At 63.3% G+C, this 20,013-nt stretch carries 16 protein-coding genes and 1 pseudogene; 6 read left to right on the top strand and 11 right to left on the bottom strand.

Going from position 1 to position 20,013, the window contains the following annotated elements; translation table 11 throughout:
• Positions 1-184: 184 nt before the first annotated feature.
• Positions 185-478, top strand: a complete 294-nt coding sequence (locus AB4074_RS11995; protein ID WP_441413567.1) for a hypothetical protein — start codon at positions 185-187, stop codon at positions 476-478.
• 230 nt (positions 479-708) lie between these two features.
• Positions 709-915 carry a hypothetical protein gene (locus tag AB4074_RS11990; protein WP_441413566.1) on the top strand — a complete coding sequence of 69 codons (207 nt, stop codon included), beginning with the start codon at positions 709-711 and terminating at the stop codon, positions 913-915.
• 9 nt (positions 916-924) lie between these two features.
• On the opposite strand, the gene AB4074_RS11985 is transcribed toward AB4074_RS11990, so the two are convergent.
• The 5 genes from AB4074_RS11985 to AB4074_RS11965 are packed head-to-tail and all read right to left on the bottom strand — an operon-like array spanning position 925 to position 8,031.
• On the bottom strand, positions 925-2,616 hold the full coding sequence (locus AB4074_RS11985) for an endo-1,4-beta-xylanase (protein WP_441413565.1): 1,692 nt from the start codon (positions 2,614-2,616) through the stop codon (positions 925-927).
• Positions 2,616-4,403, bottom strand: a complete 1,788-nt coding sequence (locus AB4074_RS11980) for a polysaccharide deacetylase family protein (protein ID WP_441413564.1) — start codon at positions 4,401-4,403, stop codon at positions 2,616-2,618. The genes AB4074_RS11985 and AB4074_RS11980 overlap by 1 nt, the downstream gene beginning before the upstream one ends.
• A 58-nt stretch (positions 4,404-4,461) precedes the next feature.
• On the bottom strand, positions 4,462-6,270 hold the full coding sequence (locus AB4074_RS11975) for a polysaccharide deacetylase family protein (protein WP_441413563.1): 1,809 nt from the start codon (positions 6,268-6,270) through the stop codon (positions 4,462-4,464).
• On the bottom strand, positions 6,260-7,600 hold the full coding sequence (locus AB4074_RS11970) for a glycosyltransferase family 2 protein (protein ID WP_441413562.1): 1,341 nt from the start codon (positions 7,598-7,600) through the stop codon (positions 6,260-6,262). The genes AB4074_RS11975 and AB4074_RS11970 overlap by 11 nt, the downstream gene beginning before the upstream one ends.
• Before the next feature lie 2 nt (positions 7,601-7,602).
• Positions 7,603-8,031 (bottom strand): hypothetical protein, encoded by a 429-nt coding sequence (locus AB4074_RS11965; RefSeq protein WP_441413561.1) that lies wholly within the window; start codon positions 8,029-8,031, stop codon positions 7,603-7,605.
• A 1,054-nt stretch (positions 8,032-9,085) separates the two neighbouring features.
• Here AB4074_RS11965 and AB4074_RS11960 point away from each other — a divergent pair.
• Together AB4074_RS11960 and AB4074_RS11955 are read left to right on the top strand one after the other, a co-directional pair.
• A complete protein-coding gene (locus AB4074_RS11960) occupies positions 9,086-9,745 on the top strand; it encodes a response regulator (RefSeq protein WP_441413560.1) in 660 nt (219 codons plus the stop codon).
• Positions 9,742-11,526, top strand: coding sequence for a hypothetical protein (locus AB4074_RS11955; protein ID WP_441413559.1), 1,785 nt, complete (start codon positions 9,742-9,744; stop codon positions 11,524-11,526). The genes AB4074_RS11960 and AB4074_RS11955 overlap by 4 nt, the downstream gene beginning before the upstream one ends.
• 78 nt (positions 11,527-11,604) lie before the next feature.
• Here the strand turns inward: AB4074_RS11955 and AB4074_RS11950 are convergent, their stop codons facing one another.
• From AB4074_RS11950 to AB4074_RS11935, 4 genes are all read right to left on the bottom strand, one after another.
• Positions 11,605-12,129: a phosphatase PAP2 family protein gene (locus AB4074_RS11950; RefSeq protein WP_441413558.1), complete on the bottom strand. Its 525-nt coding sequence runs from the start codon at positions 12,127-12,129 to the stop codon at positions 11,605-11,607.
• A gap of 599 nt (positions 12,130-12,728) precedes the next feature.
• Positions 12,729-14,159: a dihydrolipoamide acetyltransferase family protein gene (locus tag AB4074_RS11945; RefSeq protein ID WP_441413557.1), complete on the bottom strand. Its 1,431-nt coding sequence runs from the start codon at positions 14,157-14,159 to the stop codon at positions 12,729-12,731.
• 2 nt (positions 14,160-14,161) lie between these two features.
• The gene (locus AB4074_RS11940; RefSeq protein ID WP_441413556.1) at positions 14,162-15,289 is read right to left on the bottom strand and encodes an alpha-ketoacid dehydrogenase subunit beta; all 1,128 of its coding nucleotides are present in this window, start codon (positions 15,287-15,289) and stop codon (positions 14,162-14,164) included.
• Entirely contained in the window at positions 15,286-16,518 is a 1,233-nt protein-coding gene (locus tag AB4074_RS11935; RefSeq protein WP_441413555.1) for a thiamine pyrophosphate-dependent dehydrogenase E1 component subunit alpha, read from the bottom strand. Before AB4074_RS11935 ends, AB4074_RS11940 begins: the two co-directional genes overlap by 4 nt.
• Before the next feature lie 171 nt (positions 16,519-16,689).
• Here AB4074_RS11935 and AB4074_RS11930 point away from each other — a divergent pair, with 171 nt between their 5' ends.
• A complete protein-coding gene (locus AB4074_RS11930) occupies positions 16,690-17,154 on the top strand; it encodes an Lrp/AsnC family transcriptional regulator (RefSeq protein WP_441413554.1) in 465 nt (154 codons plus the stop codon).
• A gap of 454 nt (positions 17,155-17,608) precedes the next feature.
• Here AB4074_RS11930 and AB4074_RS11925 read toward each other — a convergent pair.
• Positions 17,609-18,710: pseudogene (locus AB4074_RS11925) on the bottom strand (ISL3 family transposase).
• A gap of 420 nt (positions 18,711-19,130) precedes the next feature.
• Here AB4074_RS11925 and AB4074_RS11920 point away from each other — a divergent pair.
• A complete protein-coding gene (locus AB4074_RS11920) occupies positions 19,131-19,883 on the top strand; it encodes an acyltransferase family protein (RefSeq protein ID WP_441413553.1) in 753 nt (250 codons plus the stop codon).
• On the opposite strand, the gene AB4074_RS11915 is transcribed toward AB4074_RS11920, so the two are convergent.
• Positions 19,871-20,013: transposase (locus AB4074_RS11915; RefSeq protein WP_441413636.1), on the bottom strand; the 143-nt coding region annotated here is incomplete at its 5' end. The two genes, AB4074_RS11920 and AB4074_RS11915, sit on opposite strands and share 13 nt — an antisense overlap.

Below are 20,013 nucleotides of genomic sequence, written 5' to 3'. Positions count from 1 at the left end.
GCACCTATATTCAAATCCTCTTGCCATCTGTGGTCCTGGTTTCCTACGTGATCAATGAAGTAGTTCTTCACCGGAGGAAGAAGGCCGCTCGTGCATGTGCGGCCGAACTCGATCGCTCGGTGCACGCTTACCGGGAGCCACATTCCTGAACTCTAGTGAGATCTATTAGGACAGGAGTTTCACAATGACCGCGAACGTAAACGGCACCGAAAGCGGCATCCTGTTTTCCCGACTGTGCGTAATTGTCGGGGTCATTGGGGGCGTCTTGGCAGTCCTGCACCCGCTTCTGGGGACTGCGCTGTCCGTGCTTGCGTTGGTGTGGGCTATTGCCGGTCAGCGCGGCACCGGTCAGCACGCGTACCGCATAGCGCTCTTAGTCAGTCTGGCCGCTCTGGTGATGAACATTGTAATTCTGCTCACGTCACTATCTGTTGGAACATCGGTTCCCGATCCTCTCCCTGCCGTGAAAATTAGCTAAGGGTCGAATGAAGGAGACTGTTTAGAAGGGTGGGCGGCTCGGATTGCGCGGCCCACCCTTCGCCGTTTCGACAATTAACACTTCCGCTTGCGGTCTAGAACCCACGGAATGGAATCCTGCGCTATGAATAGAACCTTCAATTGCAAACACCACATATTTTTGCCCACGTAAGAAACCGACTACTCATTATCGGCGTGATTATCTGCGCGGGCGGAGTCATCTTCGAAACGTTGGCCACAAACTTACTTTCGCTGCTTTTCTCTCTCCAGGGAGGGGCTGGCGGGGGCGTCGGCCTATGGCTGACGGGCTTCATCGGTTCAGTCGTTCGCTTCGGGCTTGCCCCGCTCGGAGCATCACTCGTAGCTCTCGGCATCGCAGTACACATCTTCCGAAACCAGATCCCGGACCTCCTCAACAACCATGGGAAGGACGGCTGAAGTAGGTGGTCAGCCGCCCAGTGCACGCCTCATTGCGTCGTAGGCGGGCGTCGGCTGCCCATTGTTGAAGAGGAGGTCGTGGCCCTGCTGCAGCTTGCCATCATTGTCGATGAACCAGTCGTAGCGGTCGTCCACACCCCACGTCGTGTAGGAGACGCAGGCAGCCGAGCGCAGGCAGGTCGCCAGCACCGTGGCGTACTGCTCTGCCTGGGCGCCCGTCCCCTGACCGTCGGTGACGTCGTTCTCCGAGATGCGCACATGGAGACCGGCCGCGTCGAAGGTGGCAAGGGTCTTGGTCAGTTCTTCCTGCGGAATGGCGTCGGTCTTGAGGTCGTAGACGTGGGCCTGGAGTCCAACGCCGTAGATGTGGCCCCCCAGGGCGTTGGTGTCGAGCGCGAGCTTGAGCAGGGCGTCCTGGCGGGGCCCCGGCACGTCGGCCCCGTTCTCGTTGATGAACTGTTTGACGTCCGGATCGGCGTCGTGAACGGCCTTGGAGACGACCGCCGGGTAGCCGGGCCCGAAGACGCGGTACCAGATGTTCTGCTGGAAGCTGATCCCTTGGTCGACGTCGAACGGCTCGTTGACGACGTCCAGCGAATCGAGCTTTCCCTCGAAGTGAGTCACCACCGTGCGGACGTAGTCGAGCAGCGCGGTGCCGCTGGACTGGCGTTCCGCGTCCGTGCCGCTGGGCAGGTCCTGCATCCAGCGCGGCATGGCCTCGCTGAATGCGATCGTGTGGCCGTGCACAACCATTCCCTTGCTCTTCGCGATGGCGATGATCGCGTCCGCCTCTTCGAAGGTGTAGACGCCCTGCTTCGGGGAGAGGGACTGCGGCTTCATGGCGTTCTCCGGCGTGACGGAGCCGAAGTTGGACGCCACTTCCCGCGCGTAGTCCTGGTCGCCGGTCAGAGGGCCGAGCGCGACGGCGGTGCCGACCCGGAAGTCCGGACGGGTCCTGGCGGCCAGTTTCTGAAGGCCATCGGCCGACGGCTGGACGTCGATGACCGCGGCCCCTGACGTGCTCAAGCCCGCGCCCTGCGGCGCCGCCGCCTTGAGGGAGGTGACGTCGAAGGCTCCGGAGTTACTCGACAACCCGAGCCAAAGCTTCCCGGACGAGAACACCTTCCCGAGGGGCAGCGAGGAGAGCGTGTCCGGGCCGCTGGCGATCTTCAGCGTGTCGCCGGACCGGTGCACCGTGAGCATAGCTCTCGGGTCGCTCACCGTTACATGCTCGTCGTGCACAGGGACTGGCTGCGTCACGTCGCTCTTCTGCACGCCGTCGAACACGGCGATCTCCAGGTTGGCGCCCTGGAGGGTGAGCCGCAGGCCCGCCGGCTCAAGGCGGAACTCATCCGCGATGACCGGGGGCCGGTCGTACAGCGCCAAGGACGCGTCCGCAGTCACATCGGCGAAGGTCGCGCTCAGTGTGAAGTCGCTGCCGACCACCAGGTGTGTGCCGGCCAAGTTGAGCGGCGGGTTCGGCTGGCCTCCCCCGCCGTCCTTCTTGACGATGCTCCGCGCGGTCGTCGCGACCTGAAGCCCGTCGCCGTGGACCGTCACTCCCTGCGTGTTCTGCCAGTCCTGATGGATCAGGTCGACCACCACGTCGGGTGCGGGCGGCGGGGCGTTCGAGGAGCAGCCTGCGAGGGCGAGCAGGAGGGCGGACGCCTGCACGATCAGTAGGCGCGGGCGTCCGGCCATCAGGGCCGCCACCAACGGACGTCGTCGAAGTACGCCTGTATTCCCGAGTTCCCTTGGACGATGACCTGCAGGCTCGCCTTGGCGACCGCAGTGGTGCTGGGCGAGTATGTCAGATTGACGTTGCTCACGCCGGCGGCCGTTACCCCAAGTTTGTACTGCCCGGAGATCCATTGCCCGGCGGCGTTGTATTCGTCGATGTAGAAACCCACCTCACCGCTGGTTCGCGCCGTGACGTTGAGGTAGCTGGCGATAGCGTAAGTGCCGGCCGTTACCGCGATCTGCGGGGAGAACAGGTGCTTGTTCGCCGTGGTGGCCGTCAGCTTGACCGAGTTCACCGGGTTGGCCGGGCTCCCGTGGTTCGCGGCGTCGGCCACGATGGTGGCTGCCGAGTCGGTGGTCCAGCCCGAGCTGATGCCGGCGTCGAACGTGCCGTTGGCGACGAGGTTGGACGGCGGCGGCGGGAGGGTCTCCGCGCCGAGCGCCAGCATCTGCACGTTGTCCACGTAGGCCGTGATGCCGGTGCCGACCACCCAGATCTGCAGGCTCGCCGAGGCCACGCTGCTCGAGCTCGGCATGTAGGTGAAGTTCATCGACTCCACCCAATGCGAATTCTCACGCTTGCGGTATTGTCCGGAGATCCACTGCCCGGCCGAGTTGTACTCGTCGACGTAGAACCCGACCTCACCGCTTGTGATTGCGGCCACGTTGAGGAAGGCCTTGAACATGTAGTTCGTCGCCGGCGACACGGGAACTGTCGGCGAAAACAGGTGGCCCGTCGTGGCGCCCGAAACCAGCTTTACCGACTTGGCGGAGTCGGGGAAGCTCCCGTTGTTCGCGGCGTCGGCCGTGATCGTCGTCGGGGCGTCGGTACGCCATCCGTCGCCGATTCCGTTGTTGAACGTCGGATTCGCGAGCTTGTTGGGGCTGCCGGTAACGAGGCCATTGCTGATGTTGACGTTCTTGATCTGGCCGGCCGCCACCTTGGTCTGCACGTAAGCTGCCAGCTGATCCAGCTCCGCGGTGCCGTACTCGTAATCGTCGGGGACCTGGCTCGGCGCCGGCCTGATGTCGTGGAACGTGAACACCGCCCACGTCTTGTTGGCGATCGCCTCGTCGACCTTTGCCTTCAGAGTAGCGACAGGGGTGGTGACCTCCTGGGCCGGGGTGTCCCGGAGGAGAAGGTCACCGAGCGGCCAGATGTTGTTCCCGGTGTCGGCGAAGCCGCGCATCGAGGTGTAGTACTTGGCGATCTGGGCGAGCGCCGACATGTCGTAGTCGCCGTATGGCGGGGCGAAAGCGGTCGCGTTGAAGCCGTTCGCCGCCAGCGCGGCCTTGCTGTTGGCCAGCTCCGCATCCACCTGAGCGGCCGTCAGCTTGTTGTTCTGGCAATCGCCTCCGACGCTCACGAGGCACTGATGATCGACGGTGTGCGAGCCGATCTCCCAACCGTAAGTGTTCTGCAGCTGGGTGACCTGGGGCCACGTCAGGTACGGGACATCAGTGTTGGCGCGGCAGGTGTTCGGCACCGTAGTCATGCCGACGCAGTTGGTGATGATGTAGCTGGTGCCCGTGAGCCCGTATTTCTGCAGCGTGGGAGCAGCCTGCGTCAGCGCGCTCTGCTGGCCATCGTCGAAGGTGAAGGACACCAGCGGAGTTGCGGCGGGGTTGATCACGGCGGCGTACGCTGCCGTAGGGGACAGCAGCGCGGCAACCATGGCCCCCGCTGCCACCGCGATCGTGGCGAGCCCGGTGCGCCCCCGCGCCAAGCTGGATCTGGTTCTGGTCATGAGTTTCTCATTTCTTTTCTGGTGGCTGGCGGTGCCGGGTTACACCGTCGAACGGTTGTCATGGGCCCTGCAATTGCTCGAACGCCTGCGCTACCGGTTGGACTTTGATGCCGCTTTCGTCGACGAGCTGCAGCTGGGCGGCGAGGGCGGCGCTAGTGATGGTGCTCCGGTCCCCCGCGATGGTGTCTCCCCCGGTGACCGTCGATCCGGGGGCCGCGATCTGGTGGTAGACGAGGATGAGCCAGCCGTTCACCCGGGACGTCTCGGCGAGCGCTTCCGCCAGCTGATTCGGGGTGGTCTCGTCGGTCACGTAGAAGACCTTCAGGTCTTGCGGTTCGAGGTTCTGCCGGGTGTTGATCCCATCGTCCGTCCCCCGCACGCTGTCGAAGTACTTGTTCGCGTACCAGTCAACCTGCGGGTCGTGCCGTCCGTATGGGAGCGCCAGGTCGGCGGTACTGAGGCCGGCAGCCGCCAGCGCCTCTTTACTCTTGCGCAACTCTTCGTCCAGCTTGTCGACGCCGATCGAGGTGAGATCGACGTGTTCGTAGCTGTGTGCGGCGATCTCATGTCCGGCCTCGTGCATCTGCTGAACCTCGGCGGCCGTCATGAAGTTCGGCGTCTCGATGGTGCTGGCATTGACGTACTGGGTGGACGTGAAGTGGTGCTTGTTCAACAAAGGCAGGGCACGGTCATATACCGACTGCCAGCCGTCGTCGAACGTAATCGAGACCATGGGCTGGGCCCAGCGGAGGGGGCCGGGCTTGGTGACGTCGGTGAGTGAATAGTCGCGGACACGCGTCGTGCCGTTCCCGTGGGACACCAGGGTTACCATTGCCGACTTCGCACCGCCAGGGACCTGGAATGCCTCGCCTATGTTCGTCCATTCCCCCGCCGGGGGCACGGTCGCAAGGTTGTGGAACAAGCGCCCGCCGTCCGCGAGCTCGAACTCGGCCACGACGTCCACTTCGCGCTCGGACTGGTAGCTCGCACCGAACTCGAAGGACTGGTCGGTGGTCACAGGAACCGGCGGGTACTGCCATTTCGCCTCGCCGCTCTGGTAATTCGCGATACGGGTCCAGAGGAAGCTGCCGTTCTTGTCTGCTCCGCGCCCGGACTCCGCGGCCAAGGCTCCGGAGGCGTACGGGGACCATGAGTCGGGTGCGCCCGGCTGGGGACCGGCGAGCCCCGGGTTGGGGACGAGGTTGGGGACCGTCGTCGCGCCCGGCTGTAGCCGGACGTCGTCCGCCTCCTCGAGGTATGCGCCCTCGACCCGGAGGGTTCCCGTCGAGGCCAGCCGGAAGACGTACTCCACTGCGGTCGTCGTGTTTCCGCTGGTGAACGCGTCGCTCACCGTGAACGGGGAATTGCCGGGCTTCTGGAGAGGGTTCCGTAACTGCTCCAGAGTCGTGCTGCCGTCGGCGTGGTACTGGCGCGCGAGCAACGTGAAGTCCGCGTCACTGGCGGCGAACGCCTTGAACAGGTAGGTCTTGCCGGGTTTGACATCCGCCCGCGGGCTCGTCAGAGTCACATCGCCCGAGGCGTAGTGGGTGATGTCGAGCTTCAGTGCCTGGTTGCTGCTGACCTGCCCGTCCACCAACTCCAGAGACGTCCCGGCATCCCCGCTATGGCTGGCGTTCCAGCCGCCCGTGGAGCCGGCGGCTCCCGACGTGCCGGACGCTGCCGAGAGAGCTCCGGCCGCAGTCCGATCGAGCGTGGGAAGCAAGTTGGCGCCGGGCCGCGGCTGGGCGATGCTGCCCGTCCCACCGGTGTACAGCAGCCACCCGGCGGCGAGCATGACGACCACCACCGAGGTGACCACGAGCGGATTCAGCAGCACGCGGGAAACCCGCCGGCGCTTATGCGGCATGAGCTACCACCACCACGCTGCCGGCCCGCTGCGGAGACTTCCATGTGTTGGTCTCGGGACGCCGGAACAGGCCGCGCGAGCTCGCGATGCAGCGAAAAGCAGCCGTCAGCTGCACCAGGTCCATGACGTAGAAGAGGAAGTACGCAGTCGGCGCGTACATGGACAGCCGGGCGCGTTCACGCTCGGTCAGGTTCTCATCCATCCAGATCGTCAGGAGCGTATAGGCGGTGATGGTCGCGTACGCGCCGAGCACCAGGCCAGGAGTCCGCGTGACGAGCGACCAGTAGACCGCGTACGTCAGGGCCAGGGGCGAGACGAGCAGCGTGAACTCGCTGAGCAGCGCCATCGGCATCCGGTAGCAGGTCAACGTGCTGGTGTACCGGCGGCTCGGGTTGAGCACCATGTGGCGGTATTTGATGAGGTTTTGGATGCTTCCGTACTTCCAGCGGTAGCGTTGCCTCACCAGTGCCCGGAGCGTGAGCACGCCCTCCGTCTTCGCGACCACGTCGCTGGCATAGATCATGCGGAAGCGCCGGTTGCCCAGGCTGGTGATCTTCGCGCTCAGGCCGATATCCTCGGTCTGGGTATCCGTGTCGTAAAAACCGACCTTGCGCAGCACACGCATCCGATAGGTGGAGGCCACCCCGCCCACCACGAACTCGCAGTTCAGCAGCGAGTAGAGCTTCTTCGAGCGGTAACCAATCATGTGCTCGAACCGCTGCAGGAGGCCGAGCACCGTCGTCTCCTCCAGGATCTGTACGTTGGCGGCGACGCCGGCCACGTACGGGTCGTCGAAGTAGGACAGCGCGTTCGAGATGGCGTCCGGCTCGATGATCGAATCGGCGTCGAGCGTCATCACGAACTGGCCGCGCGCGTGGCGGCTAATCGCCGAGTTGAGCGCCGCGCCCTTGCCCACGTTTTTGCGCATCCGGACGATGCGCAAGTCCATCTCGGGGTGCCGCACCTGGTAGTCGCGGACAAGCCGACCGGTGAGGTCGGCGGACGCGTCGTCCGCGACGAGGACCTCGAAGGAGCGATACGTGCTGCGCCGGATGGAGTCGAGCGTCCGGACGATCACCGGCTCCTCGTTGTGGGCGGCGATGGCGATGGAGACCAGCCCGGGCACCTCGGGGAGGGCACGGCGGGTCCAGGTGGCCGTCGCCGCGCACTCCGCCGCGTACCCGACCGGGAGCCGGACACCCCGCATCCCCTTCCGTCTCTGCTGCCAGACGTCGTAGAAGTTGGCGCCCACCAGGTACAAGCCGAAGTGCAAGACGTAGAGGATGCTGACGCTGGCGAACAGCCAGAAGATCATGAGCGCGATGTCCATGCTCATGACTCGGTGGAGTTGGAGGCAAATGCCTGCGCGTGCGCGGCTTGCCGGTGCTCGGCGCGCCGGCCGCGAGTCGCGCGGAGCTGCACATTCAAGGACGGGGCGACGGCGGTCGGCTGGACCAGGTCCATCACGGCTGTGGTGGTCGGAACCGTTGTTTCCGTCATGGTGATGATCGGAGCGGTAGTGGTCGGAACGGTAATGGCCGGAACGGCGGCGCTTGACGCCACGGTCTCCGCGGGAGCCGTGCGGGAGGAGCCGCGCCGATAGATCCGGATGCAAACGAAGCGGAAAACTGCGGTAAGGACCACGAGGCTCCACAGCACCACGCTCAGTTGCGCCACGAAGCCGAGCAAACTCTCGAACATCGCGGCGTCCCGGCCAAAAGTCGCCTGTGCCGCCGCGACGACGCTCTCGTGGTGCGTCATCGGAGGCTCTCCGCTGACGCGGAGGCGGTGCCGCCCGTCCAGTCTTCGGTTCCGGTTGAATGCTGCATCATCGCATTCCCCTCTCTAGGGCAAGATGTCGTCATTGGCTTTGGGGTGTGGCTTCCGCTCCGTTGCGCGGGGATGACGATTTCCGGTTCAGGGGGAGATCGTCGGGGGGCGTTCGGGCGAAAGAAGTTTGGTTCTTTCGTGGAGGAGAGAGGTTCGTCAGGGCAGCGGTGCGCCACGTGGACATCTCGATTTGGGGGCCAAGCTGCGCGTACTGGATTCCGGCATGCGCCCGGGTTCCAGGCCCTGGCGATGCGTCCGAGGGATCGCGTCAAGCAGAGCTGCATCTGCTGCTGGTTCTCTTTCGCACCGATCATGGATCCCTCGTGGGGGCGCTAACGGATGAGTGAGAAACTAGTCGAACAAAACGGCGTCGACGGCCGAAATGAGAAAAAGATCATCAAATTGTTGCGGATGACCAAGGTGTCTACGACTACGGTCTCAAAAATCCGAATGCGGCGATTGTCGCATTCACGTCTACCCCCTATAGATTGCCGGATTTCGCTATCTGCTCCGTGTCTTGCCCCGCATACCCCAGAGGGGGCAACAACCACGGCCAGCGTACGACCGGCGCCCAGCGTGGCGTGCGAGTGCCGGATACTGGTCTTTTCAGGGTGGAAAAAACAGGGGTGCTTAACTACTACCCGAACCTTTTCGAATCCGGTCGCAATACCCGAACCCCAGGTCACAACCGGACATAGAGCAGCGATATCCTCCCGACATGGGGAACTACAGCACGGGATATCTGGCCAGGGATCAACGACGCGAGCGTCGGAGAAGGATTCAGCGGAAGCTGTCCTATGTTGGATTAGGGGTGTTGGCTGCCGCCACGATTTTCGTTGTCACGATTGCCCTCCGCCACTGAGGCGAGCACTCCGGCAGGCGGCGTCGCGTAGAGTACCGAGCGCGCCGCCGTCGTAATCCATCTTGAGCCGTAACAACTGGCAATGCCGGTCGATCGAAGGGTGCGCTCGGATAGCCTTCAACCATGGGGGCTATGGGGTGGGTTCGGCGGGTGCTGGTTGTCGAAGATCAGCCATTCATGCGGGGGCTGGTCGCTGATGCCTTGAGGGGCGCGGACTTCGAAGTGCATGACTGCGCGTCGGCGTCCGAGGCGCTGTCGATGTTCGCCGCCGTCGATCCCGATGTTCTTGTGACTGACATCGATCTGGGAATGCGGCCCAACGGCGTCGAACTAGCGCACGTCGTGAAATCGCTCTCCCCCGGGTGCGCCATCGTTTTCCTCACCAACTATCCGTCGGAAGCTCCCTTTTCAGAGTTGCCGCCGGGATCAACCTTCGTCAACAAGTCGTCCCTTGACTCGGTGGACGCCCTCATCAGTGCGGTCAACTCGGCCCTCGTGGAGCTTCCCGTCACCGTGACTCCCCCTGTGGCATCGGACGAAGCGAAGATCGGCGCCCTGACCCGCGTACAGCTGGATATCCTGCGCATGATCGCGGAGGGCTGGTCGAACGCCGAAATCGCCAAACAACGGGGAAGCAGCATGCGCTCCGTGGAGAAGGCCGTTTCGCGCACGTTCGAGGCCCTTGGCCTGAACCGCAATCCGGGCGTCAATCCGCGGGTTGCCGCGGCAACGCTGTACGTGCGCACGTTTGGATTGCCGGCCCCTGCCGATAGCGATCAATGAGCGGCCGCTCCCCTGAGCTCTGGGCGCGGGGTATCGGCGGCAGCAACGCCTTGAGCCTCTGGTCGTGGCTTCTGACCTTGCCCTTGGCGCTGACGGTCATGAACATGTTCGCCGGATCGATCACGCTCGCCGGGACGGTATCGATCACGCCGGCTGCGGAAAGTTCCGGCACGGCGATCGTGTTTCTGGTGCACGTCATCCTTGGTCTTTTGGGGATACTACTTCGCCCCTTGATCACGGCACGGCCGGGCCTCAAGGGCAGAATCACGACGGCGTTCGGCACCTTCGCGTTCCTGGGCGCCTGCCGCCCGCTCCTCGTAGCCTGGTCCGCGCAGGCCCTGAATATCGCGGACCTCAGCGAAGATCTCTGGGCCCGCGTCCTCATCAACATCGGGGCGGCCCTGGTCTTCCTCTCGGCGATCGCGATGCTGACGGACTCCATCCGCGGGCACGCCGTACTCGAACGCCGGCTCCGCGCTGCTCAGTCTGCGATTGAGGCGCAGCTCGGATTCGATGAGAACCGTCTGCGCTCGATCCGTTCCGACTATGTCACCGAACTGTCCGAGCGTCTTGACACAGTCCTCTCTGCCCGGATGGTGACAGCCCTCGACAGAGCCGAGGCCTCACGCCTACTGCGGACGATCTCCGATGACGTCGTCCGCCCGATGAGCCACCAGCTCTTCCACGACCGCACACCTTTGCCGCCTGAGACAGCCCCTCCGCGGCCGCCTTCCCGTGCAGAACGCACGGAGCGACTCACGGATTTGATCCGTGCTGCGCCGCTCGCATTGTCTGTGCTGCTCTTCGAATCACTCATCTCAGTGCGTCTGCTGACGGAATACGACGTTCTCTTCCTGCTGGTTCAATGGGTTGCAGGCGGAGCCGTCCTGCTCGTGGGGAACGCCGCGACGGCCCGTACGGTACGGAGGATCGCCAGTCCCCTATGGCGAATTTCCGCCATGGCCCTCTGCTACGCGGGCACGGCCGCAATTGGCGCGTCGATGGCTTGCCTACTGCAGGAGGCGTTCGGCTACGTCCCGTATTTCTATTGGGCCGCCATCTGGGCCTATCCGCTGACTGCGCTCACTGTGGCGGTTCTTCGAGCTGCCGAGCGCCAACGACGGCGGCACGAAGTCAGGCTGGCACGCTCGCTCAACGAGCAACTCAAGCTTGCCGGCCGCGCGCACCAAAAGCTGCTCCACACCCGCCGTAGGGTCGCCAGGATCCTGCACACCGGCCTCCAGGGAAACCTGGTCTCCAGTGCCCTTGCCTTGACTGCCCACGGAGGGAACCGCCCAGCCGAGGATCTGGCCCCGCAACATGTCAGGGATATCCTGACGAGTGCAGTGGCTGCGGCGGAGAGTGAGATCTTGGAGGAGCCGCCCGGGCGGACAGGGAGCGCAGCATCGAGTATCGAGGACCTGCTGAGTACCTGGGGCCGCGTGCTGGAGCTGGCATGCGACATTGACCCTGGAGTGTGGGCCCTATGCGACGAGGATCCCGCCAGGGCCGAGGCAGTCATCGAGGTCCTCTCAGAAGGCTTCACCAACGCCATCCGCCACGGCGAACGAAATCATGTCCGCGTCACAATGTCTGTCCAAGAGCCGCACCCAGCACGAGCGGTGGGGAGCGGAGCTATTCACATATCCATCAGTTCCCCTGGCCGGCTCCGACGCCAGATCCACCCCAGCCTCGGGATGACGACGCTTCAGGCCCTGTCGAAGGAAGTAACACTCAGCGAGGATGGCGACAACGTCGTCCTCCGGGTGAGGCTTGCATGAGCCGGCTCGCTGCGGCATCCGCGCTGGAACTTTGGAGGGAACGCTGCCCCGGAGTTGGGCGGGAGCGATGCGATCCGACTAAAGGCTCTGCCGGAGCCACGGAACCAGGTGCAGCAGCTTCGGCAGGTACTTATTCCACATGCCAGCCGCGAAACCCGTAGCCGCCAGAGTCAATACGGAAGCAGAGAGCACATCTGTCGGATAGTGCACCCCGAGATAGAGCCGCGACCAACCGACTACGGCAACCATCAGCACGCCTCCAAGCAAGACGAGGCCGCGCCACCGAGTCTCGTTGGAGAGCCAGTAAGCCGCGACCCCTAACGAAGCCACGAATGCGACATGCCCACTGGGGTAACTGATCCAAAGAGGCTCAGTGGTGGGGCTGTGTCGAGCAACCAGCAGCTTCATCACCCAGCAACTCCCACAACCGGCAAGAAGACTCGCCGCCAGGGCAAAGGCGCTCATGACCTTCCGGCTGGCCAACAAAAACAAGCCCGCACCCGTCGCTAGCCAAGTTCCGGAGGCGATGCCGAAGAGGTCGTTCAGTAGCAAGGCGAGCCAGTCGAGGAAACCGCTACGGCGCTGGGCAAGAAAATGATCCACTCGATACTCAGTTGCCGTGAACTGTGGCCACTCCCTCACCATCAATCCGAATGCCAGGACGACGAGGGCGCAGACTAAGGGCCCGACTATCCAGCGCCGCGGCTGGGGACGCAACACAAAACCCGGTCCAACAGCTGCTATCGCAGTGCCCCGTTCGAGTGTGCCCTCCGCGCGAGCCTCTGTTTGCATATCGTTCATCATCCCAACTGCGGGCGATTACGCGAAACGAGGCGTCGCGCAAAAGTCAACCGCTACGCCAGGGTTGCCGCGCGAACCCAGAGTGCTGGTTACACCGCGGCGTCTCTAGAAGCACCCGCACAGCTAAGCCGTTGAAGGCTACCTTTTGGCTGGCGCGAGGTCAATGAGTGAGCGCGATAGTAGACACTACGACCGCGAGCGCGAAAAGCGCCGCGAGCCCCAGATAGACGAACAGATCCCGACGTGTTCTCCGATGCCGCTTACGTCGCCAGCCCGAAGGGTATCCCCCATTGTTCATGACGTCAGGCTAGAGGCGTTCCCAGAGGCTTCTTAAGAGTGGTGAGTACTTGTTCTGTGCTTCGTTTGATGTCGCGTTTGAGACCATCTCAACGAGAATCGGCCTACAAATCCGCCAGTACCGTCCCAGGGTTCTCGATCGCATCCGCAACATACCGTAGGAACCCGGCAGCCGTTTCGCCATCACAAACCCGGTGATCGAACGCCAGTGTCAGCTCGGTGACTTTGCGGACAGCAAGTTGCCCATCCACCACCCAAGGCTTGTCGATGATGCGGCCCACGCCAAGCATCGCTACCTCGGGGTAGTTGATGATCGCTGCGGAGCCGTCGACGCCGAAGACACCGTAGTTGTTCAGGGTGAAGGTGCCGCTTGCCAACTCGGTCGGTGTTGCCTTGCCGTCACGTGCAACCGCGGTCAGCCGGCGGATTTCGGCATCGAGTTCGCGCGCGCTCAACCGGTGGGCATTGCGGACTGAGGGAACCACGAGCCCGCGGTCCGTCTGTGCGGCGAAGCCAAGGTTGATGCCGTCGAATGCGATGATTTCCTGCATTTCACCGCCGGCCGTATCCTCGGCTGTGACAAACCGGGTGTTCAGCTCGGGGAATTTCTTCAGACCGCTTGTGACAAAACGAGCGATGAACGCGAGCAGCCCGGGAGCGCCGTGCGGATCGCGCTTCTTGAGTTCTGCACGCATCTCAAGCAGCGCGGTGGCGTCAACGTCTACCCAGACCGTTGCCTCTGGGATCTCGGACCGGCTGCGGGTCATGTTGGCCGCAACAGCCTTCCGTATTCCGCGGACGGGAGTGCGCGAAGCCACGGTCAAGCCTGTACGAGCATCCTGGACTCCGGTGGAAGGCTGGACAACGGCGGGCACTTCAACGGGGGCGGTCTCGAGTGTGGCTCCTCCGATGGCGGCCTCAATATCGCGACGAAGGATGAGCCCGCTCTCCCCCGAACCAGGCACGGCGTCCAGCGAGACCCCATGGTCCCGGGCCATCTTCCGCACCAAGGGGGAAATCACGGCAGAGAGCTTCCCTGGAATCCGAGTACGGGACAAGGAGAGTTCGGCAAAGTCGGGCTCCGAGGTCACAGCAACGGCAGAACCAGCAGACACCTTCCGCGGCCGGGTGCGGCGAGCTTCGCCGCCGCCGGATGTGCCGTAGCCAATGAGGACGTTCCCGGATCCGGCTTTCTCTTCGGTCCGGTAGGTCTCGGCAGCTGCGGCGACCGCGGGTGCCTCGGAGACCTCTTCTTCCAAAGGCTCGGGCTCAGCAGTAGCTGGAGCACCAACAGGGGCCACTGAGATCAGCGGCTTCCCGACGTCGAGTGTCTGGCCGGCTTCGCCGTGCAGCACTGCGACGATGCCCGCGTACGGCGAGGGCACCTCCACCATGGACTTGGCGGTCTCAACCTCGGCGATCGGCTGGTCCACGCGGATCTCGTCGCCCACGGCAACAAGCCAGTTGACGAGTTCGGCCTCGGTGAGGCCCTCGCCCAGGTCCGGAAGCAGGAACACTTGCATTTCTGCGCTCATGGTCAGTTCTCCCATTGAAGGTCGTCAACGGCGTCGAGGATGCGGTCAACGCTTGGCAAGTAGTAGTGCTCCAGCTTCGGAGCCGGGTATGGGACGTCGAAGCCGGTCACGCGGCGGATGGGCGCGGCCAGGTAATGGAAGCAGCGCTCCTGCACCCGGGCCACGATTTCGGAGGATACGGAGGCGAATCCGTGAGCCTCGGCAATGACGACCGCTCGCCCCGTCTTGCGCACTGACGCGCAGACGGTCTCGTCATCGAAGGGCACGATCGAACGGACATCAATCACCTCAAGGCTGCGACCCTCTTCAGCGGCCGCGGCCGCGGCGGCTAGGGCGGTCGGGACCGAGGGGCCGTAGGCGATGAGCGTTGCGTCGGTGCCGGGGCGCGCGACGGCGGCGCGCCCCTCGCTGCTGGATCCTGTCGCAGCGTTCGTAGCGTGCTCGGCCCGCAGGGCGCCCAGGTCCACTTGGTCTTTTGACCAGTAGAGCTTCTTGGGTTCCATGAACATGACGGGATCGTCGGAATCGATGGCCTCGCGGAGCATGCGGTAGCCGTCCGCTACGGTCGCCGGCGTGAAGACCTTTAGGCCTGCGGTGTGGGCGTAGTAGGACTCGGACGAGTCGCAGTGGTGCTCTACGCCGCCGATCCCGCCGGCATACGGGACGCGGATGACCATGGGCAGCTTGACGGCACCCTTGGTCCGGTTGTGCATCTTGGCGACGTGGCTGACGATCTGTTCGAAGGCCGGGTAAGCGAAGGCGTCGAACTGCATCTCAATCACGGGACGCATTCCATTCATCGCCATGCCGACGGCCATGCCCACGATGCCGGACTCGGCCAACGGGGTGTCGAAGCACCGCTGCTCTCCGAATTTGGCCATGAGGCCGTCGGTGATCCGGAAGACGCCACCCAGGCGGCCAACGTCTTCGCCGAATACCAGAACGGAAGAATCGGCCTCCATGGCGTCCGCCATCGCGGTGTTGAGCGCCTTGGCCATGGTGATGGTCTGCGGACCGGAGGCTTCAGCGACTGCTGCTGCGCTGGCTGCCGCACTGGCGGTGGCGGAGCTGACGTCACCGGTTGCGGCGCGCTCGGTGGCCTCAGAGGATGTGGTAACGGCGGGGCTCATTTGCCTGCCTCCTTCTGGTTGGATGCCTCACGGGCGAGTTCGTCGGCGAGCAGGGCGGACTGCTCCTTCAGTTGCGGCGTGGGTGTGGAGAAGACGTAACGGAAGAGATTCTGCGGATCTACCGGGACGTCCTCACCCAGGCCTTCGCGAAGCTGCGACGCAACGGCTTCAGCCTTTGCGGCGATTCGTGTGGAACCGTCGTCGTCGAGGAGTCCACGGCCCGTGAGATAAGACGTCATGCGGCTGATGGGGTCCTTGGCGGTCCATTCGGCCACTTCGCTGTCCTCACGGTAGCGAGTGGCGTCGTCGGCGTTGGTGTGGGCCTGCATGCGGTAAGTGTGGGCCTCGATGAGGAGCGGGCCGGAGCCTTCGCGGGCCAATTTCACGGCGCGGTCCAGCACGGCGAGCAAAGCGACCAGATCGTTGCCATCAACGCGTTCGCCGGCCATGCCGTAGCCGACGGCCTTGTGCGCCAGCGACGGCGCCACGGACTGTTGGCTCAGGGGTACCGAGATGGCGTATTTGTTGTTCTGTACGAAGAAGATGACTGGCAGGTGGAAGACAGCCGCGAAGTTGAGGGCTTCGTGGAAGTCCCCTTCGCTCGTGGCACCGTCGCCGCACATGGCCAGCACCACGGTGTCTTCGCCGCGGAGTTTGGCCGCATGGGCAACTCCGACGCCATGGAGCAGCTGGGTGGTCAGCGGCGTGCACTGGATACCGACCTTGTGCTTGGTGGGGTCGTAGCCGCCGTGCCAGTCGCCGCGGAAGATGGTCATGGTCTCTACCGGGTCGACGCCCCGGGACATGACTGCTACGGCGTCGCGGTAAGTGGGGAACAGCCAGTCGCCTTCGCGCAGGCACAGCGCGGCCGCTACCTGGCAAGCTTCCTGGCCGTGGCTGGAGGGGTAAACGGCCATGCGGCCCTGCCGGACGAGGGCGGAGTTCTGGTCATTGACGCGGCGCCCGACAACGAGCTGCTCGTAAGCAGCCATGAGTTCGGCATCGCCGGGGATGGGATATTCGTGGCCGGGCTCAGTACCCTGTTCAGCTTCGGGCTTGAGCACGCCAGAGGGATCAATCATCTGGATCTGGTGGCGGGCAGGCAGCATGTAGTCTTCCACGCTGATCCCGAACTTGCGCCGCACTTCGGAAGCTTGGTTGTTTGCGTCAGTGTCGTCCGGCCGAGCGTCAGCCAGACCCTGGGCCTCATGGTCCGCGGAGATCGTCATTGGTCCGTCCTTCTGTATCCACTATTTGTCACCAGTATGTTCCCTGGAGAAGTTTCGTATCCAGCTCTGGCCAGAATCATGGAAAAGCTTGCCAGAAACCTCTAGTCTGGAAGACAGATTGCAAATGTGAGCTGGATAACGGACCCACGCTGTGGACGAATTGGAGATGCAATGGCCGAAGTCGAAGCGGATCAGGCAGAGGTTCCTCTTGACAAAGTGGACAGGGACATCATTGCCGAGCTGACGCGGGACGGCCGGATGTCGGTGACCCAGGTGGCGGAAAACGTCCACATCAGCCGGGCGCACGCGTACTCGAGAATCTCTCGGCTGACGGGCGAAGGGGTGCTCACCAAGTTCACTGCGCTGGTGGACCCCATCAAGGCCGGCTTGAAGTCATCGGCCTACGTCACGCTCAAGGTGCAACAGCATTCCTGGCGCGAGCTCCGTGAAGAGCTTCGGCTCATTCCGGAGGTGCAGCACATTGCGCTGGTGGGTGGCGATTTCGACGTCATCCTACTCGTCCGCGCCACCGACAATATTCACCTGCGCAGGGTCATTTTCGATCAACTGCAGTCGATGCCAGGTGTGCAGGACACGCAGACGTTTCTGGTGTTCGAGGATCTGGATACGCGGTAACGCAAGGCTCACTAAGTTCAGCGCGGCTGTGAATCTTATCCAGGTCGAACTGAAATCGTAGGCTGGCCTCATGGTCACTGCACAGCCACATTCCTGACGCGAGCACTCAGCCTATTGAGGTTTGCTCCCGAAGCCCTGCACATTGACGTGGCTGGCCGCTGCTTCGCGGTCACCGCCGGCGTGTCCTCGCACTAACTGCGGCGCATCTAAGTGTCTTTCGTCGAGTGATTTTCGGTGCTCAGAGTGCGGGGCAGGCTGCCCGCTAAGCATCCAACCCCGGAACTGGACCACGAGCCTTATATGAGTCCATCGGGTGGCGACTACGGCGATGTCACGGAACTTCTCATGCAGGCAATAAGCCCTTGGTAGCAGCTATGAGGAATTGATGACGCCAGTCTCCCCGCGTGCCGCCCCCGATTCGGGGGGAGGCTGTCCGTGACGATTGAAAGCCGGGTCATCGCATTTGAGGGATTGGCCGGCGTCGGAATCCGCCGGTCTCGAAGAGTGATCGGGCAATGAAGTTGGCAAGGTTCCTAAAGCCGAGGGCGGAGCCGCGGAGATGCTCGAGCCGGCCATTGAGTGGTTTTGTGGGCCCGTTGCTGGTGCCGTGCCGGTGCATACCCAAGGCCACTTCGACTTCTGCCTGTTTGCCGGCAACGAACAGGGCTTCCAACCTGTCCTTCTGCTTGTCGGTGAGCAGATCGTGCCCGGTGTGCAGGGTCCGGCGGGCTGCGCAGAGCGGGTCCCCGGACGGTCCACGGTGACCAATGGTCTGCTGCTGAACGCGCCGACGACACCTGTCCAGGGCATCGCCCCCAAGCCAGACGACGCGAGACGGGTCCATGACCTCGACCGCGTCCGGGAGCTCTTCGGCGGCTGCAGTCTTGAACCCGGTGAACCCGTCCATCGCGACGACCTCGATCCCGTCCCGCCAGGCCTTGGGCCTCCCGGCGAGCCAAGCTTTGAAGACCTGTTTCGAGCGGCCCTCGATCATGTCCAGCAACCGTGCCGGGCCGGTCCTGTCGCGGACCGGGGTGAGGTCGATAATCACGGTGACGTACTTGTCCCCGCGCCGGGTGTGCCGCGAGACATGCTCATCGACGCCGATCACGGCCACCCCGTTGAACCGGGCCGGGTCCTCGATCAACACGCGCTTGCCCTCGGCAAGGATCGCGCTGTTCGCGGTATGCCAGGACACGCGCAAGCCTTCGGCGACACGGGCGACGGTGAGGTGCTGGCACACGGTGCCCTCCAGCGCCCGGGGCTGCGCGGCTTTGGAGATGTCCTGCGGCCACAGGCGACCGCACCTGATGCACTTGTAGCGGCGGACCCTCACCAGCAGCGTCGTGGGCCGCCAGCCCAATGGTTCGTGCGCGAGGGGCCGCGTGACGGTGCCGCGAGCACCACAGGAACGGCACCAGTCATCCGGATCTACAGTACGGCATTCCAACAGCGACCGGCCAGGGGGCGAGAAGCTGCACGGCAGCTTCGAGCCCAAGCTCATCAAGCCGGCAGAACGTGGTCAGGTCAGGAGGCAGGAAGGTAGCGTGGGCCACGTCGAGGTCTTTCGGATGGGCAGTGTAGGAACCTCCATCATCGGAAGACCTCGACACCTACCCGGCCACCGACGCGCCCACCCCGGCTACACCCTCAAAATGCGATGAGCCCGAAGCCGAGCCATTGTGACGACTTGGCGTCCAGCGGTGATTGCACACCTGAAGTTGGGATTCTTGATCTTGCAATTAGACTGAGCGGGTACTGGGACAGTTCCAGATTTGCGAGCGACCTTTTGGGGGAAATTTGAAGAATGAGGCTGTGCCATCCAGATTAGAACCAATACGAAGGATTGCTTCCTTAGACGGGCTGCGGGGTCTCGCTGCCGCGATAGTTCTGGTGCACCATGCCCTGTCCATTTCCTCGGTGATGCGAGAGCCATATGCGACCGGCTCAGCAGTCCCCCTGGATCCCATCGTTCCATGGCTTTTCATCCACACGCCCCTCCATGCCCTCTGGGAGGGCCGGAAGCTGTCTACATTTTCTTCATTCTCAGTGGCATCGTCCTGACCCTGCCCGTGTTGAGAGCTACAAAGTTTCGATGGATTTCGTATTATCCGAAACGTCTCGTTCGGCTCTACGTCCCGGTGATTGCCGCCGTGCTTATAGCCATGACTATCTTCGCTATCGTGCCACAACACGGCTTTCCCGGAATCAGTGAGTGGGCGGCGTCTCAAACCGCAGCTCTGACTGTTACTGGATTCATGAAAGATGCCACGCTAATTTTCGGTATATCTTCGGTTCTCGGTGTCCTTTGGTCCCTGCGTTGGGAAGTTTGGTTTTCCCTGCTGCTACCGGTTTTCGTCCTGGCCGCCGTCCAATGGCGGTCAGGGTTCTGGGTGAAGCTTGCTGCGATCATGGCGGTGATAACGGCCGGCGCGTTTGCAGGTAATCCGGCTATCTTCTACATGCCGATGTTTGCGATAGGGGTCCTCATCGCCAGCGAACTTGAGCGAATCAAGGCGACTACAAGCAGGATCGCGCAAAGCAAGCACGGCAGCGCATCCATGATCGGCATCGGCGGAGTCGCAGTGCTCGCGTTCTGTTCCTACTGGCTGATCCTTCCTATCACAACCAACAAACTCTTGGAGCCCACCAGCCGCCCAGTCGTGGTCATCGGAGCAGCAATGATCGTCGTCATTTCGGCGTTCTGGAAACCGGCTCATCGCATTTGAGGGTGTAGCCGGGGTCTGAATCCGCCGGTCTCGAGGAGTGATCGGGCGATGTAGTTGGCAAGGTTCCGGAAGCCGAGGGCGGAGCCGCGGAGGTGTTCGAGCCTGCCATTGAGCGCTTCCGTGGGGCCGT

This window comes from Arthrobacter sp. 2MCAF14 (assembly GCF_052115645.1).
Classification (GTDB): domain Bacteria; phylum Actinomycetota; class Actinomycetes; order Actinomycetales; family Micrococcaceae; genus Arthrobacter.
Note: the sequence above shows the minus strand (reverse complement) of the source record. Positions and strands in the feature narration are given on the sequence as shown.

Excerpts from the sequence above, each read along its gene's own strand:
- AB4074_RS11995 (WP_441413567.1), top strand. The coding sequence starts at position 185 with ATGACCGCGAACGTAAACGGCACCGAAAGCGGCATCCTGTTTTCCCGA.
- AB4074_RS11985 (WP_441413565.1), bottom strand. The coding sequence starts at position 2,616 with ATGGCCGGACGCCCGCGCCTACTGATCGTGCAGGCGTCCGCCCTCCTG.
- AB4074_RS11980 (WP_441413564.1), bottom strand. The coding sequence starts at position 4,403 with ATGACCAGAACCAGATCCAGCTTGGCGCGGGGGCGCACCGGGCTCGCC.
- AB4074_RS11975 (WP_441413563.1), bottom strand. The coding sequence starts at position 6,270 with ATGCCGCATAAGCGCCGGCGGGTTTCCCGCGTGCTGCTGAATCCGCTC.
- AB4074_RS11970 (WP_441413562.1), bottom strand. The coding sequence starts at position 7,600 with ATGGACATCGCGCTCATGATCTTCTGGCTGTTCGCCAGCGTCAGCATC.
- AB4074_RS11965 (WP_441413561.1), bottom strand. The coding sequence starts at position 8,031 with ATGACGCACCACGAGAGCGTCGTCGCGGCGGCACAGGCGACTTTTGGC.
- AB4074_RS11960 (WP_441413560.1), top strand. The coding sequence starts at position 9,086 with ATGGGGGCTATGGGGTGGGTTCGGCGGGTGCTGGTTGTCGAAGATCAG.
- AB4074_RS11955 (WP_441413559.1), top strand. The coding sequence starts at position 9,742 with ATGAGCGGCCGCTCCCCTGAGCTCTGGGCGCGGGGTATCGGCGGCAGC.
- AB4074_RS11945 (WP_441413557.1), bottom strand. The coding sequence starts at position 14,159 with ATGAGCGCAGAAATGCAAGTGTTCCTGCTTCCGGACCTGGGCGAGGGC.
- AB4074_RS11940 (WP_441413556.1), bottom strand. The coding sequence starts at position 15,289 with ATGAGCCCCGCCGTTACCACATCCTCTGAGGCCACCGAGCGCGCCGCA.
- AB4074_RS11935 (WP_441413555.1), bottom strand. The coding sequence starts at position 16,518 with ATGACGATCTCCGCGGACCATGAGGCCCAGGGTCTGGCTGACGCTCGG.
- AB4074_RS11930 (WP_441413554.1), top strand. The coding sequence starts at position 16,690 with ATGGCCGAAGTCGAAGCGGATCAGGCAGAGGTTCCTCTTGACAAAGTG.
- AB4074_RS11920 (WP_441413553.1), top strand. The coding sequence starts at position 19,131 with ATGGCTTTTCATCCACACGCCCCTCCATGCCCTCTGGGAGGGCCGGAA.